Source organism: Granulicella sp. S190 (genome assembly GCF_009766095.1).
Lineage (GTDB): Bacteria > Acidobacteriota > Terriglobia > Terriglobales > Acidobacteriaceae > Edaphobacter.
Window position 1 is genome coordinate 199,864 of sequence record NZ_LMUD01000019.1, and the last position, 15,807, is coordinate 215,670.

Sequence of the window (15,807 nt, forward strand, 5' to 3'; positions counted from 1 at the left end):
CATCTTCGGCAAGAACGTCACCGGGGCGGCTCCCGGCTCAGCCCAGGGCCTTTATCTGATCGTCGATAACATCGAGGCCGCGCGCAAGAATCTGCTCTGTCACGGCGTTGAGGTCAGCGAAGTGTTCCACGGCGCTGCGGACGTGTACTCCGGACCGGACGAGCCCTACCTGTTCGGGCGGAGTCGAGTCAACGGCCCTGATCCCGAGCATCGCAGCTACCGCTCTTTTGCCTCATTCAGGGACCCGGACGGAAACGGTTGGCTGTTCCAGGAAATCACGACTCGGCTTCCCGGTCGCATCGACGACACGGCGACGTCCTTTGCCTCCGCGAACGATCTGGCCAGCGCGTTTCGGCGTGCGGAGGCCGCCCACGGCGAGCACGAGAAGCGCATCGGGGAGCGCGACGCGAACTGGGCAGACTGGTATGCCGCTTACATGGTGGCGGAGCAGTCAGGCAAAGCATTGCCGCAATGAGCAACTCTGCCGGGAACGACATCGCTCCCGGCAGAATCGAGGCTCTCGATCGCGAACTCCTGGAGGAATCATGAAACTCAAAGGCAAGAAGGCTCTCATCACCAGCGGAAACAGCGGCATCGGCCTGGCCACAGCCCGCCTCTTCATCTCCGAAGGCGCTGAAGTCGCAATTACGGGTCGCGATCAACAGACACTGGAGGAAGCGGTCGCCGAGCTGGGATCGAAAGCCCACGGCTATCGCGCTGACGTTACGGTTGCGGAGGACCGCAAGAAGCTCTTCGCTGATCTCGCAAAAGACCCGGGGGCGACCGAGACTCCCATCTGGAAGCGCGGGCCGCGCGCCAATGCCACTCAAGAGGAATCCACAAAACTTTCCGACTTCTTCTCCTCCACGGTTCCACTTGGCCGTTGGGGCAAACCGGAAGATCTGGCCAAGGCGGTGCTTTTCCTTGCCTCGGACGATTCGTCGTATATTAATGCAGTCGAGCTGATGGTTGACGGCGGATTGACGGGCGCACCCTTCGGAGCCCCCATTCTTCGCGGCTGACCGTAGAAATCGACAAAGAGGAAACCTGTGTCCCATCATTTCGATACCAAACTTGCGAAAGAGGATCCAAGCCTGAACGTCTCTGATCTCTATCTGTTTCAGGGCGCTCCCGACACAACCGTGATGGCGATGACTGTCAATCCTGATGTTGTCCTCTCTTCACCGGATACCCTTCACATTGAGGGTTTGTATGCCTTTCGTCTGGACCTGACTGGTGACGCTCGCGAAGATGTTGTCTTCAAGTTCAGGTTCAGCGAACCGAGACATCTGAACGGGGACGAGCATATCCATGTTCAGAAGTTTCAGGTACGTAGAGCCACCGGCGAGACTATCGGCGGGGACAAGGGCGAGCTTCTGATAGAAGGCGATACAGGGAAAGTCCATAGCAAGTCTGGTATTCGCGCCTTCGTCGGAATTGCTCCCGATCTGTTTGCCGCCGACGCTGCCGCAATGCAAAATCTTCAGAAAACTTTCTACAACGAACACAGATATGACGGCGATGCGTTCCTGCACAGTCGTCAGAACTTCTTCAACAATCGCAATATCACTGCGATTGTCCTTGAGGTCCCAAACCATCTGATAGGCAAGGGAACCGTCCACGCCTGGGCCACGGTGTCACTTTACGGCCATGCTCCCGAGATGCAGGTATCACGCTGGGGCCTGCCGATGATCACGCACCTTTTTCTCAACGATCCCGCCAATCAGGAGGTGAAAGAGACCTACAACAAGTCAGTACCTTCTGATGACATCGCCTTATTCTCGGGATTCATCGCAGACTATACCCAGAAGATGACTACCTATGCAGGATCTGCCGCGAACCCGGAAGAATACGGAAAGCAAATGGTCTCTCGACTATGTCCGACCACCTTGCCCTATGAATTGGGAACGGCAGCTGCATTTGATGTCGCGGGATTCAATGGAAGGCCACTGGGTGATGATGTTCAGGATGTGATGCTTACATTGGCGACAAACAGGCCAATCCAGGACGGCGCTGCCCCTGATCGCAATCGGATCCGTACCGAGTTCCCATATTTTGGTGAGCCCTACTCGAAGGAAGAACAGAAGGATGTCGTACCATGGCACCCACGTCGTAGTCATTGAGATTCCGGAAGGTACGCCGCGACCGACGGCAGGGGATTCGCTCAATTTTTACAGCACGAACCCGCCAACGCTCGTGACTTTGTCTTCACCCAATACGCGCCCTGATTTGAAAATCCAAATCCTAAGACGCAGAGACTATGTTTGTTAACTCGAATACTCGCTCGATGCTGTTTGGATCCCTCACGATTAAGGAGATGGCGATGAGCACCCACAGAGTAATGAGTAACGATCCGCCAGCAAGTGGAAGCGTCACAAACGTCGAGATGAAGCTCGAGGTCGTCGTCATTCCCGTCTCGAATGCCGACCGTGCAAAAGAGTTCTACTCGCGGCTCGGGTGGCGGCTCGACGCTGATCGCACCGCCGGTGACAACTTTCGCCTGATCTAGTTCACTCCTCAGCAGCTTGTCGCCCAGGGTATCGACACAAGCGAGGTGTTTCACTGCGCAAGTGGGACTGGCTGCAGATTTTCAGGCATCGACGTCCGCGTCAGCGGGCCACACCCGGAGCGTCTCAGCTACGGGTCCTTTGTTTCATTCAACGACCCGGACGGCAACGGCTGGTTGCTCCAGGAAGTCACGCAACGGCTTCCCGGACGCGTTTAGTGCGATGCCGACCTATTCGTCTCTGCATGGCCTTACAAACAACAGGCAACGGTTCGCGCGGCGAGAAGCCTGCCGCGAAATAGTCTGTAATCTCGAGACGTATCATGGATCAGCCACACCTCCAATCTGAACTCGGTTTCTGGTTGGATTATAGAAAGCGGGTGGTATGTCCACGGCAACAGTAATCGGCTCAGGACCGAACGGACTCTCAGCTGCAATTGTCCTTGCAGCATCCGGCGCAAAGACGACCGTACTGGAACGTAATGGGCAGATTGGTGGTGGCTGTTCAACCGCCGAGCTCACACAGCGTGGCTTTCTTCACGACCTGGGCTCTTCGACATACCCCTTGGGCGCTGCAAGCCCTTTCTACAATTCTCTCCCCATCGACATTCCCTGGATTCAGCCCCATGCAGCATTCGCTCATCCGTTGGATGACGGGACCGCCGTCGTGCTTGAACACTCGATTGAAGAAACAATCGACCAATTGGATGCGTGTGACCGCAAAGCATACCAATCACTGATAGAACCCGTAGTTTCTAACTTCACTGCTTTGGTCGAAGAAATTCTCAGCCCCATCCTACATATACCCAGAAGTCCGTTCGTGCTGGCGCGTTTTGGCCTATCCGCTCTGTTGCCGGCGCTGTCGTTGGCTCGTTCCCACTTTGCTGGAGAACGCGCTCGATCTCTCTTTGCCGGCGTCTCAACCCATTCCATCCTCCCGTTAGAAGCTGCCGCTTCAACTGCTGTTGGCTTGACGATGATAGCCGCCGGACACACGAGAGGCTGGCCGATCCTTCGTGGCGGTGCGCAGTCTCTCACGGATGCCCTCGTCCGACATTTAGAGAGTCTCGGAGGCGTCGTTGAAACTGGTCATGAAGTAACCGAGCTACCTTTGTCCGATCTCGTCCTCGCAGACATCACCCCGCGCCAGCTCCTTCGCATCGCGGGTTCCCATCTATCCACCGACTATCGAAAGCAACTGGAGCGATTTCGGTATGGACCCGGTGCTTTTAAAATTGACTACGCACTGAACGCGCCGATTCCGTGGACTGCTCGCGAATGTCTGCGGGCCGCCACCGTACACCTCGGAGGCTCTCTTGAAGAGATTGCTCAGGCTGAAAGGACCCTTTCACCCAACAAACCATTCGTTCTGCTCGGCCAGCCATCGCTCTTCGACTCCAGTCGAGCTCCCTCTGGTCGACATACCGCTTGGGCCTACTGTCACGTTCCTAACGGCAGCACTGAAGACTACACTGAATCCATTGAGCGCCAAATCGTACGCTTCGCTCCCGAATTCCGCGATTGCATTCTGTCCCGCTCCGTGTCTACACCCAAAGATCTGGAGAGTTGGAATCCCAATCTAATCGGCGGCGATATCCTGGGCGGAGCAATGAATGTCCGCCAGCTGCTGTTTCGTCCTACACGGTCGTTGTATCGCACCTCGCGTTCGGGACTCTATCTTTGCGGAGCATCAACGCCTCCAGGTGGCGGCGTTCATGGAATGTGTGGATTCCATGCAGCCAGGATGGCCCTCACAGATCTCAACATTTAATTCGATTTTCTGTTCCGTCTTTGGCCTGCAGGGTTTGGCGGCCATCCGCTTGATGCGCATTTGTAGCAGGGAACCGCAATGACGCTGCAGGATGTACAAGCAGAAAACCAGGCTCTTCGTGAGGAACTCAGACGGCAGGGAAGACCTGATCCGCCGAACTGGACGCTGAAACAAGACGGTCTTGCTCGATCCATGGAGACTCTCCCTGCGGAAGATCCATCTCGAGGCACGAGATGACTACATGAGTTTTTTCTCGCAATGCTCAATTGGTGGAGCGGCGTGACGCTATGCGACTTAAGGAAGCTGGCTATGCGTCCGGAGATACGCAACAACTTACTGCGTTACTCCTCACATAGCCAGCTTCAGTTCCAGTGGTTTTCACCCAACACTACAGTTGTTTTAGAAAGTCAATCATCGCTTGCTGGTCTTCCGGACTCAAGCTGCGAAACCGTCTGATCACCTCTCGAGAATCACCCCTATTTTCTTTAGACACCTTGCTGTCATAAGGGGGACAGATGTCCTCCGCGCCATTCCGATAAACAATCTGGCCAACTTTGTCGCCGGGTGGAACAGGGCAACCTCCTCCAAATTCCCGCGACTGGTTCGAAGCGGTGAACGGCGCAGGCAAATCGTGCAACTCGATCGCAGCCAGGAGCGCATCGTCGAGTGTCTTCACAACAAGAGGGCGATTTGTCACGTCTCTGTTCGTATAGACCGTTCCAGCGGGATGTTCTAACGCCGTCTTGTTGCTGAGGTAAACGCGACCATCATGCAGGAAGGGAGGTCCTATCCTTCCCAAGCCCATCAGCGGAGCGGTACGGAATTCTCTGCCGTTCGCGACACCGGAGTTCTGATGCGGAAGAGCATCGTCCGTGAGTCCGCGCGGTAGATCGAAGGTGCTTACCAATCGACTCTCCGCGTCCGTTCGCGTCATGAGCAGGGGTAGCCTCGCAGTAGGCACTACTCTTTCTGCATCGATAGCAGGCCCCTCGTGAATGAGCAGATCAGAGAACAGCGGCGCCCACACATTGCTTATATGAGAAGTTCCAGTGTCAGTTGGTAGCCGCCCGGTGGCTACCACAGGAGTATGACAACCGGCACAGCCTACCTTGCGATCAATTCGACTAATGGCATGCTCGTCCCGACCATCGCCCCCGGCAGGCATTCGACCGGGTACCATGCGGTCGGCAAAAGCGACCAGGTCAATCCCGAACAATCTGGCTCCCCGTTGCACTCTATCTTCCATCGACCCGGCTGGCTGCGGGCCGTTGGGATCCGGAGAGTTCAGAACGCGCAGTAACGGCGCTCCGAATTCAGGAGGAGCTGTCAACCTGAGCAGCGTCCGCAAACTGAGAGGAGTCGATTCGGGCACTTGTGGGGACGGCACCGTATTGATGCATCCAGGACGATTGTTATTAACCGGGCTAACCAACTCCGCGTCATTGAGCGGGTTCGTAAAGCTGAGTTCGCCCTGTACGCCTCCAACAATGAACTGAAGCATCGTCGGACCGCCTGCCCGAACACCAAATTTACCAACTCTTGAACCTGGATCTCCGCCAGTAAATGCACCGTTAGAAGTGTTTTCATTGTGACGTCCCGCGATGCAATCTCCAGTGCATTCGGGAAACTCGTTCTTGCGGTTCAGTGAAGAGCGGTTCGGAAGTTTCTCGGCTGCTTCGAGCAAGAGGATATCCTGATCGGCCACTGCTTCGATCAGTCCGCGCCCGATGTACGGCGGTCCCGAACGTTCGCCCGATGCTCGTCTGAATCCTGAAGCACTCAGATGAGTGTTCGGATCTACTCCCGTTTGCAGATTTGGATCCTGAGAGAAAGGAGGAAGCGGATCGGGCAGGCAGGCACTCAGAGAAGGCCGCGTGTGTTGTGTTGAGTTTTGTGAAAACTGCGATAGACCGTCGAACGCCTGCGTCGAGGGATTAATATCTCCAAAAACCGTGAAGGCTGCTGCCTTGCCCGTATTCGTAATGGCATTCAAGTGGTCTGCCGCGCGACCACCGCCGGTTGCCGGATTGAATCCGACAAAGTCGAAGTTGGTGGGAGTCGAACGTCCGGCTCGAGAGACCTGAGAGACATGTGTAACCAACTCGTTACCATTGCCATCAACTCTAAACGTGTCGGCTGAATTCATGTGGCAACCGAGACAAAAAGGCTGATTGGCAATCGGCCCGGCGCCTTCGGCCGCTGTATGCGCCGTCGTGAAGAATTTAAGTCCTTCCAATGCGGCGTTTCGTTCGGCTTGAGTGGCACTGGGGTATACCAGAGCCTCGAGATCATCATTTGTAAGTGGAAAGTTACCCACTTCTCCAAATATTTCTCTCGGAACTCGTTCGACCGGCCTCAATTGAGCTGGGTCAGGCGGCTTGCTTATAGGGCTGAGAGGCGAACTGACTGGGGCAGTAGGCGAACTGGCTACGGCTAACAAGCCGATCGTGCAGGCCATTACAGCGCCTAACGCAGCTAAGTAATGAAATCTTCTCAAACTCATTGATTCCCTCGTAAAGTGCAACTGCCTTTTCCGCTTTATCCGGACCCTGCTTATCAGCAGAGCTCGCTTCGTCGGAATCCTGACGCTCTGCCCTGTACAAAGAGCAGCCGCCCTGCCGTGCGGAACGCATTCCACCTAAACGAATAAACAAATGAGCGGGCGGCTTATTCCAAGTTTTTGTTATTTTGTTTCGAGAATAATTCTCACGAAGTGAAAAGTTAAGTCTCCGGTGAATCCAGACGTTGGGATTGGGTTGATCGGCCGCCTGACAGGTCTGTGCACTGGCCGGGATGATGTTGGCAGTCTTCGCAGAGTTCGAACGGGAAATCCTGCGGGAGCGCGTGAAGGCCGGTTTTTCGCCTGGCGAGCTGGCAGGGAAGATCTTGACGTTACGAGCACGTCGTTATGGCCTTGGCCTGCGCGAGTGCAGACCTTGTAGGGGTCTTTACACCAAACGTCAGAAATTACACGCCAACGATTTGCAAACCTCGTTTTTGAGGTACTTACGCGACGACTCATAAGCAGAGTCGCACAAGCAACGTGAACTCTAAACATCCTAGAATCAGCGAAGTCTAGACGCTATGGACAGATTTACAACAAGCACCCGCGCTACGCATAGAACGTCCGATAACACATATTCTGTATAGTCAACTCAGTCGAGCTCCAATCAACTGAGAGTCCCCTATCATGCGTTGTTTTTAGCTTGGCTATTCCAGGAAGAACCGGAGATGATTACAACAATCATCCTCTGTTGTCCGGACTGCTAGCTTGTCGCTAATTCCCTTCCGGTGCCATCTTGCGAACAGCGTAGACTCCTCCGATCAGGATCCAGCCTGCCACCAAGTACGGCCATAGGTTTGCAGGGTAGCTTGGCACAGGATAAATGTTGTTCCAAAGAGGCCACAACAATAACAGTGCGCTGATGACTCCCATCCCCGCCCCCAACAGACGTTTCGACCGCAGCGCCTCCACTGCCTCTGCCAGGCCTACACCGACATAAAGAAGGACCAACGCGAGCGTGCCGCACGTTGCTGTTGCCGCAGCGTAAGTGAGAGCTCCGGCATGAAGGCCCCATAGGAGCATCCCGGCTAGGTTACACACACAGATCATCACAATCGCCCTGGTCGGTGTGTTGTGTTTGGGATCGAGGTCTGCAAACCACTGCTTCGTCCCATCAACGCTGAGAATACGCAGCATGCGTGATGCCGCACCCACGGTACCGAGCGTGCAAGCGAAGGTGCTGGCTATGATCGACAGATCGATACCTATGGAGTATCGGCGAGATAGGTATCTTTCTGCAAGCGAGCTGAGTGGAGAGTCTGAATGCGTTAGAGCGTCCAGGTTGTTGACCCCATATCCAACAACCTGGGCATAGACAACCAGCACGTAAAAAAGTCCCGCGAAAACCAAGGTGCCAAGGATGGCAATAGGAATATTGCGTCTTGGATTGTTGGTTTCTTGACCAAGCATGGCTGCTCCTTCAAACCCTCCAAACGAGAAGACCGCAAAGACCATTCCGTACCCTATTCCCGACCATCCGTGGGTTGCATCCGGATGCATTGGAGCCCAGGAGAGCGGCACCGTTGTAAGAATTCTGATTGCTAATATCAGAATAATCGCGATAGAGACTACCTCCGCCGCCAGCATTCCTCGCGCCGCAACTTTCGCATCTCTCCATGTCAGCCATCCGGCAATCAGCAACACCAGGATGGCTAACAGGAACCAGTTTGATTGTTGAACGCCGAATTGTTTGAGCAGCACCGAAACTCCATTGCCAAACAAGGCGGCGCAGGTTGAAACAATAGTGGTGTAGAAAAAAAGCAGGCTCCAGCCAGCCACGAATCCCCATCGCGGCCCAAACGTATGCCCAATGTAGGAGTAGACCGAGCCGTGATTGCTGACACGCCTCTCGAAAGCCACAAAACATAATCCCACCAGGAGCATCGCAGCAGTTCCGATGAGGAAGGCGAGTGGAGCGGCTGCGCCAGCTGCTTGCACTGCGAAGATCGTGTTGAAGGACATCGCCAGCGTGGGCGCCAGAATTGATACGGACAAACCAACAGCTTCAAGAAGACCCAGGTTTCGCTTCAACTGCATTTCATTTTTTCCTTTGGCGAAGCGTCTAGTGGACAGAACGCACAAGTCTGTAACACACGTGTCGCATGGCAACACATGTCATGTAGTCTTTCCATGTCAAAAGTGGAGATAAAAAATTCTCCGTCTGGGCACGCAGACGGAGAGTCTCATCTACTACTGATGATCCGGCATGTACCAGCTAAAGTTAGCGACCGTCTGGTAGCCCATGCGTTTGTACAACGGGAAGCCTGCCTGTGTCGCGTGAAGAACAGTGCGATTCAACCCGGTCGATTCATGTGCTTTTTGAAGCGAATGGCGAATAACCGCCTCCGCATAGCCTTTGCCGCGGGCGTCCGGCGCGGTAGCAACTAAGGCCAGGTAGAGGACATCGTCATGGACGATGGTGGTAGCCGTCGTCACCGGCCGGTCTCCTTCGTATCCAACATACGGAAACGCACTCTGCCAAAGAGGAATCTTGAGTAGAGAAGCTCGGCCAGATTCAAGGGGAAGACCATAAACCAGGCAGTTCAAATCAGTGACTGCAACTCCCCTGTCATCGGCTCTTTCTATACGTAGGCTTGCGGGACCGGGCGATGCGCGAGGACATGATTCGGCGACCATCCCGGTAACGGGCATCACTGTGGAATAGCCTCTTTCTGCGAAGACGCTGTCCACCTGTGCCTGCACGGACTCACTGAGCAGATCGCGGCACACAGAGAGCAACCCGGGAAAACTCTTCCTGCTCGCAACTGTAATCGCTTCGTCGACGGTCTCTTTAAGCACCGCGACCTCGTTGATCGAACCTGTGAGAAAGATACTGTTATAGAACGAAAAAGGCTTATCCGCCCAGTTGATCGAAATGTTCTTTCGTGCGGTGATCTCAGCACCCTCGAAGCTCTCTGCGAACAGCCTCCATATCGAACTTGCTATTGCATTGGACTTCTCGAATTCAGGGTTCATTACTCTTTCCAAAACTTGCTCCATCTTTCGATTATCCTATGGCGCGACAAATTTCTCCACCAGGCTCGTGCCTCGATCAAGCTCGGAGGAACGGCCTCTCCACCTTCGTCGTTTGTTACGATGGGCTGAGGTCAATCGCCCCACGGGCTGCTATGCGAATCGTTCAGACGGTCTTTGGGGTCTTTCACCACTTCGAGCTTGCCCGCCAGCTCCACCATCGTGGACATCTCCAGCGTATCTACTCCACCTGGCCCTGGGCTCGTCTCAAACGCGAAGGCCTGCCCCATGAATTCGTCGAGACCTTTCCCTGGATCCATACCCCCGAATTCCTCATGCAGCGCTTTGGTATTCACCACCCGTGGCTTTTGGACCAGACCAGTTACGCTAACGCCATAGCCTTCGATGAGTGGACCCTTCGCCGAACTCGCAGAGCTGACACGCCCGATGCACTCATCGCCATCTCCGGCTCCAGCCTCAAGACGGGGCGCGAGGTCCAGTCTCGTGGCGGCCGTCTCATCTGCGACCGTGGCTCCTCCCATCAGCGCTACCAGGAGGTCATCGTCTCCGACGAGTATCAACGCTGGAACGTAGACCGCCCCGTCACCGACATCCGCGACATCCTCCGCGAAGAGAAGATATACGCCCTTGCCGATGCCATCACTGTTCCCTCCAGTTTTGCTGCGCGCTCCTTCGTAGAGATGGGCCTGCCCCAAAACAAGATTCACGTCATCCCGTATGGTGTGCGGCTGGAAAAGTTCAAGCCCACCGGCCATCCTCCCGCCGACCGCTTCGAGGTTCTCTTCGCCGGCTCCGTCAGCCTTCGAAAAGGAGTGCCGTACCTCCTCGAAGCCTTCGCCCAACTACGCCATTTCAACAAACGTCTGCGCGTCGCCGGCCCCATCCATCCCGACATGAAGACCGTTCTCGGTCGTCTCCCCCAGCAGCAGGTTGAGTTCCTCGGAGCACTCCCGCAGGAGCAGCTCGCCCAGCTCATGAGCACCAGCCACGTCATGGTCTTGCCCAGCATCGAAGAGGGCCTCGCGCTCGTCCAGGGCCAGGCACTGGCCTGCGGCTGCCCTGTCCTCTGCTCCACCAATACTGGCGGCGAAGACCTCTTCACCGATGGCGTCGAAGGATTCGTAGTCCCGGTACGTGACGTCGCAGCCCTCACTCATCGCATGCAGCAACTGGCAGACGACCCAACCCTTCAGTCGCAGATGCGCGAAGCCGCACTGCGCAGAGTCTCCCTGCTTGGCGGCTGGGAGGACTACGGAGACCGCTGGGAGTCTCTGCTCAAGAGTCTGATAACCGGCGACTCGACCACATAAGCAGCCTCGAGTGACGCTGCAAAAAATAAAGTCCCAATCAAACAACCGGCGGCAGTTTGTTCTTCTGCCCGCTAGCGCAACACCGCAGTTGGTGTAGAGTCATCTTGCTTTTTGGGTGTCATTCCCAAAAGGAATCTGCTTCTTAAACCTTTACACCCATCAGGGAAATTGCCGCCAAACCTATCGGGAAACCCACCTAGACACCGCCACCCACAAAATGAACGACCTCTAATCTGTCGCCCTCGCTTACCCAGGTCTGGGTCCACGTCGACCGCGGAGCGATCTCGCCGTTATGTTCGATTGCCACCCGGTCGCCCTTCAATCCGAGCGCCGCGACCAGCTGTTCAAGGCTGGCAGCCTCCTGAAGCATCTCGAAGCTGCGCGACTGGCCGTTCAAAATCACTGTAAGCGCCATACCTTCCAGCCTAGCAGCAGACCGAAGGCGAAGGCTATGCCACACGAAAGAGCTGCCGTCTGATTCCCTACGCTCTTGCCCTCCTTACACCCTGATCCAACAGACGCACCACACGCTCGATCGCCCAGTCCCCTATCCGCCGAATCAACCTTGGAGGTCGTGCAAGATCCTCAAACACGCCTTTGCTCAACCCCATCAAAATATGAATCGCCTCATCGTCCGATTGATTGTCGAAGGCCTGGATCGAGTAGCGGCGCGAGTTCGCAAGATATTCGGCTGCATGGCCCAGTGTCAGCAGCGTGCGTCCGTGGTGGCTTCTGGAGATGCGGTGAATCGTCAGATCCGCATGCTTCGGCTCGGGATTCCCCGGCGAAAGGGTCACGACGCTTACGGCGTTCCGGGTTACGGGCTCGGGTCGATAGACCCCGGGAAAGGCAACTGTAGACATGGACCTGAATCCTCCGTCCTAATCCCTATCGGCGAACCTCGCCAAGGCATTATCCGGAATCTCCCAAAGAAGATGAATCAAACCGCAGACCTTCCCACTATCGGAACAGCGGACCTCGATTGCGACAATGACCCAATCGATGTAGTCCTAGCCTTGGCACCAAGCCCACCCCTGAAGCCGCGCACCACGCAAGTTACAAATAGAAGGAACGCACTGCAGCCAGCATCGAAACCAGTTACACATCAAAGAGCGGCCACAGAGGATTCACCGGCCCCAGCCCCTTCCCTCTCGGCTCTGCCGTTCGAATCGCTTCCGCCACGTAGCGCTTGGCCATCCTCGCCGCATCGAGCGCCGCATCCCCCAGCACCAGCCTGCTCAACAGCGCACTCGAAAACGCGCATCCCGTCCCATGGGTCGACCGGCTCACAATCTGCTCGCCCGACAACCAATCCATCTCGCCGCCCACCCGCAGCAGCAGGTCGTCCGGAGGCATCAGGTGCCCCCCTGTCGCCACCACATTCAGTCCCCTGCCCATCGCCTGCAGATCCCGCGCCGCCTCCGGCAGATCTCCCCGTTGCATCACAATTCGTCCCGCCAGAACCCCCAGTTCTTCGAGGTTCGGCGTCACCCAATCCACCAGCGGCAGCAGCCTCTCTCGCAGCACGCCCACCCCCTCCGCATCCAGCAGTTCCCTTCCCGAGCTCGACCGGATCACCGGATCGAGCACCACCGGAACCCGCCACCCGCGCCCGCGCAGCCCCTCCAGAAACTCCGCCACCGCCATCACGTTCCCCGCGGTAGCCAGCATTCCAATCTTGATCCCCGCTGCCGGCAGATCGCTCTCCAGGCAATCGAGCGTCGCCTTCACCGTCTCCGCCGCCACCGGCGAACTTGCCTTCACCCCTACCGTCGACTGCACCGTCAGGCTCGTAATGCACGAGGTCCCAAACAGGCCATGCGCCGCAAACACCATCAGGTCGGCGGTCACTCCCGCACCGGAAGATGGATCGAATCCTGCAATCGTCAAAACTGTCTGTGTCATTCGCCTCCCATCAGCATAAAGGAAGCACCACCTCAACCATCGCCGTTAAACGACGAAGCGCCCCCGAGTCATCATCTCCTCGGGAGCGCCACAACTCAAATCACTCGGTTAGCGCAAACCACCCGCAACCTGCAACAGCGAACCAGTCACCCAGCGCGCATCATCGGAGGCCAGAAACGCAACCACCGAAGCCACATCATCAGGCTGACCAATGCGGCCAAGCGGCGTTCCCTGCACCATCTGATTTGCGAAGTCGCTTCCCTCGAAGCCTGACGCCTTGAAGCCCTCCGTGACAACCGGTCCAGGATTCACCGAGTTGACGCGGATCTTCTTCGGTCCCAACTCCTTGGCAAACACGCGCGTAATCGCATCCACAGCGCCCTTCGTGCTGCTATAGACCGCAGACATCGGCGGTGTCTGGTCGCTCGCAACCGAACCGATATTGATGATGCTGCCACCCTCCGCTGGGAACAGAGCCACACCAGCCTGAGTCGCCAGCAGCAATCCCTTCACATTGGTGCCCAGCATCTTGTCGATCGACTCCGCCGTAATTCCCTCCAAAGGAGCGAACTCATACACGCCAGCGTTGTTCACAAGGATATCGACCTTGCCATAAGCCTTCTTCGTCTCTGCAAAAAGAGTCTCGATCTCCGCTGCCTTCGCGACGCTGCCGCCGACGGCAATCGCTTTACCGCCTGCCTTCACAATCTCGGCTACCACCTTATCGGCGCCCTCTTTGCTAGAAGCGTAGTTCACCACCACCGACGCTCCCTGCGCCGCCAGCTCTTTTGCAATACCTGCGCCAATACCCTTCGACGCGCCAGTCACGACTGCTACTTTCCCTGCAAGCTTACCCATCTCGATCTCCTTATACTTCGATAGTCATCGAACGATCCGATAACTAATAGATGCGGAGACTCAGGCGGGGACTCTTCAATATTCGGTAAACCTAAATCGACGCCAGGCGGTTGACATAAGCCGTGAAGATCGGACGGCACAGGAACAGCCTGGCCCCTCGACCCACCCGGGTGATCTCAATCAGCCCCGCCTCGTTCAGCTCCTTCATATGGTGCGAGATCGTGGCCGGGCTAATACACTCATGCTCCTCAAGCGAGGCGCACTCCATCCCATCCGCGGCGGCAACCTGTCGAAGAATGGCAAAGCGCCGCGGATCGCTCAACGCCCGCGCGATCGCCTGAAACTGCTCCTCGGACAGCTTCACCTCCGCCACTGAATCTTTCTTTTTCATCCTGGAAATAGATGCCCTGTCGCATCGTTTGATTCATCCCCGCGCAGCAACGGGCCGGAGCATCTGTAACTCCGGCCCGCACACACTCTTACTGCTGCTGCAACAAATCCACTACATTCGCGATGAAGTACGTCAGCGGGTCGTACACAACCACATATCCGTCGTAGTAGCCCATGTTGTATCCCGGCGGAGGCGGCGGTAGGTATCCGTACACATTCGCAGGCAGCGGCGAAAGATACGGAATGTAGTTGTACGGAAAGAATCCGCCAATCACAAACCGTGGTCGTGTCGCCACGTTGATGTACCCAAGGTTCCGCCGATAGTAGTTATGCAGATAGCCCCAGTCGTTTCTCCTGAAACTATAAGACGGCCGATTTTGCGGCGGACGTCCCCACTGCGGCGGCCTTCCACCACCCGGACGGCCAGGCTGCGGACGATTTCCCGGATTCGGACGTCCCGGCTGTGGCCTGTTCCCGCCCCCCGGATTAGGCCGCGGTGGCGGACGATTGTTACTCCCTCCACCCGGTCTTCCACCACTAGGTGGCCGCGTATTTCCACCACCACTAGGCGGTCGCGTGTTTCCTCCGCCACCCGGCGGTCGTCCTCCACCTGAATTGCCTCCCCCGGGAGGTCTGCTTCCACCACCGGGACTTGGCCTGCCACCACCCTGTTGCGGCGGTCGTCCGCCGCCGCTAGACCCACCTGAACCCGGAGCAGGCCGCGTCTGCGGCGCCTGCGGAACAGCAGCGTACGCGATCGAAAATACACCTAAGACCAAAAAGCTGAGCACACCCCTTCGAAGCCGCATCAACCCTCCCTTGCCGATAGCTACAGACACACAGCCTAGACCTTCTCCCCGGCGAAGGCAAAGACAAACTGGCATCTCACTGCTCCGATTAAAGTCTGCCTCAACTCTTCAACAGAGCAGTTAAACTAACAACATGCCATCGCCAAAATCCTGTCTCGCCGTAGCCCTCGATCTCCCCGATGCAGCGAGCGCACTCAAACTCGTCGACTCCCTCGGTCAGACCTGCCAGTGGTTCAAGGTTGGGATGGAGCTCTATTACGCCGCGGGAAACTCCATCGTCCATCAACTGCGAGATCGCGGCTTCGACATCTTCCTCGACCTCAAGCTCCACGACATCCCCAACACCGTAGCCGGAGCAGTCCGCTCCGTTACTCAGTCCGGTGCAGGTCTTCTCACCCTTCACGCCGGGGGAGGCGCAGCCATGATGTCCGCAGCCGCCGAAGCTGCGAAGGCCTCAGGCTCGCCTCGGCTCTTAGCCGTCACCGTCCTCACCAGCATGGATGCCGCCCAGCTCTCAGGCACCGGAGTCACCGCCTCCCCCGCGGACCAGGTTCTCCGTCTCGCAAAGCTTGCCACCCAGTCAGGTATCGACGGCTTCGTCTGCTCTCCTGAAGAGGTCGCCGCAGTCCGCGCAGCCACCGGCCCTGACACCCTCCTCGTCATCCCGGGAATCCGCCCCGCCGGAGCTGCCATCGGCGATC

The 15,807-nt window shown here is 56.7% G+C and carries 16 protein-coding genes; 7 read left to right on the top strand and 9 right to left on the bottom strand.

Annotated elements, in window-relative coordinates; genetic code table 11:
* The 5 genes from GSQ94_RS12705 to GSQ94_RS12725 all read left to right on the top strand — a co-directional run.
* Positions 1-475 (top strand): VOC family protein (locus GSQ94_RS12705; RefSeq protein ID WP_158944237.1); only part of this gene is annotated, 475 nt, incomplete at its 5' end.
* Positions 476-545: 70 nt separating this feature from the next.
* Positions 546-1,022 (top strand): SDR family NAD(P)-dependent oxidoreductase, encoded by a 477-nt coding sequence (locus GSQ94_RS12710; protein ID WP_158944238.1) that lies wholly within the window; start codon positions 546-548, stop codon positions 1,020-1,022.
* A gap of 27 nt (positions 1,023-1,049) precedes the next feature.
* Positions 1,050-2,123, top strand: a complete 1,074-nt coding sequence (locus GSQ94_RS12715) for a DUF4331 family protein (RefSeq protein ID WP_158944239.1) — start codon at positions 1,050-1,052, stop codon at positions 2,121-2,123.
* Between the two features lie 200 nt (positions 2,124-2,323).
* On the top strand, positions 2,324-2,509 hold the full coding sequence (locus GSQ94_RS21145) for a VOC family protein (protein WP_216843082.1): 186 nt from the start codon (positions 2,324-2,326) through the stop codon (positions 2,507-2,509).
* A 382-nt stretch (positions 2,510-2,891) separates the two neighbouring features.
* Positions 2,892-4,277, top strand: a complete 1,386-nt coding sequence (locus GSQ94_RS12725; RefSeq protein WP_158944240.1) for an NAD(P)/FAD-dependent oxidoreductase — start codon at positions 2,892-2,894, stop codon at positions 4,275-4,277.
* Between the two features lie 388 nt (positions 4,278-4,665).
* Here GSQ94_RS12725 and GSQ94_RS12730 read toward each other — a convergent pair whose 3' ends face one another.
* The 3 genes from GSQ94_RS12730 to GSQ94_RS12740 form a co-directional block, all read right to left on the bottom strand.
* The gene (locus GSQ94_RS12730) at positions 4,666-6,423 is read right to left on the bottom strand and encodes a hypothetical protein (protein ID WP_158944241.1); all 1,758 of its coding nucleotides are present in this window, start codon (positions 6,421-6,423) and stop codon (positions 4,666-4,668) included.
* Positions 6,424-7,554: 1,131 nt separating this feature from the next.
* Positions 7,555-8,877 (bottom strand): APC family permease, encoded by a 1,323-nt coding sequence (locus GSQ94_RS12735; protein WP_158944242.1) that lies wholly within the window; start codon positions 8,875-8,877, stop codon positions 7,555-7,557.
* Positions 8,878-9,030: 153 nt separating this feature from the next.
* Entirely contained in the window at positions 9,031-9,816 is a 786-nt protein-coding gene (locus tag GSQ94_RS12740) for a GNAT family N-acetyltransferase (RefSeq protein WP_158944243.1), read from the bottom strand.
* Between the two features lie 152 nt (positions 9,817-9,968).
* Here GSQ94_RS12740 and GSQ94_RS12745 point away from each other — a divergent pair, with 152 nt between their 5' ends.
* A complete protein-coding gene (locus GSQ94_RS12745; RefSeq protein WP_158944244.1) occupies positions 9,969-11,144 on the top strand; it encodes a glycosyltransferase family 4 protein in 1,176 nt (391 codons plus the stop codon).
* Positions 11,145-11,340: 196 nt separating this feature from the next.
* On the opposite strand, the gene thiS is transcribed toward GSQ94_RS12745, so the two are convergent.
* The 6 genes from thiS to GSQ94_RS12775 form a co-directional block, all read right to left on the bottom strand.
* Entirely contained in the window at positions 11,341-11,559 is a 219-nt protein-coding gene (gene thiS / locus GSQ94_RS12750) for a sulfur carrier protein ThiS (RefSeq protein WP_158944245.1), read from the bottom strand.
* A 67-nt stretch (positions 11,560-11,626) separates the two neighbouring features.
* Positions 11,627-12,007, bottom strand: a complete 381-nt coding sequence (locus tag GSQ94_RS12755; protein WP_158944246.1) for a hypothetical protein — start codon at positions 12,005-12,007, stop codon at positions 11,627-11,629.
* A 235-nt stretch (positions 12,008-12,242) separates the two neighbouring features.
* Positions 12,243-13,049: a bifunctional hydroxymethylpyrimidine kinase/phosphomethylpyrimidine kinase gene (gene thiD, locus GSQ94_RS12760; protein WP_158944247.1), complete on the bottom strand. Its 807-nt coding sequence runs from the start codon at positions 13,047-13,049 to the stop codon at positions 12,243-12,245.
* A gap of 108 nt (positions 13,050-13,157) precedes the next feature.
* Positions 13,158-13,907 (bottom strand): SDR family NAD(P)-dependent oxidoreductase, encoded by a 750-nt coding sequence (locus tag GSQ94_RS12765; protein ID WP_158944248.1) that lies wholly within the window; start codon positions 13,905-13,907, stop codon positions 13,158-13,160.
* 91 nt (positions 13,908-13,998) lie between these two features.
* A complete protein-coding gene (locus GSQ94_RS12770; RefSeq protein ID WP_158944249.1) occupies positions 13,999-14,298 on the bottom strand; it encodes a helix-turn-helix domain-containing protein in 300 nt (99 codons plus the stop codon).
* 88 nt (positions 14,299-14,386) lie between these two features.
* Complete coding sequence (locus GSQ94_RS12775) at positions 14,387-15,136, bottom strand: hypothetical protein (protein ID WP_158944250.1); 750 nt, start codon at positions 15,134-15,136, stop codon at positions 14,387-14,389.
* 103 nt (positions 15,137-15,239) lie between these two features.
* Here GSQ94_RS12775 and pyrF point away from each other — a divergent pair.
* The coding region (pyrF, locus tag GSQ94_RS12780) for an orotidine-5'-phosphate decarboxylase (protein ID WP_158944251.1) at positions 15,240-15,807 on the top strand (568 nt) is incomplete at its 3' end.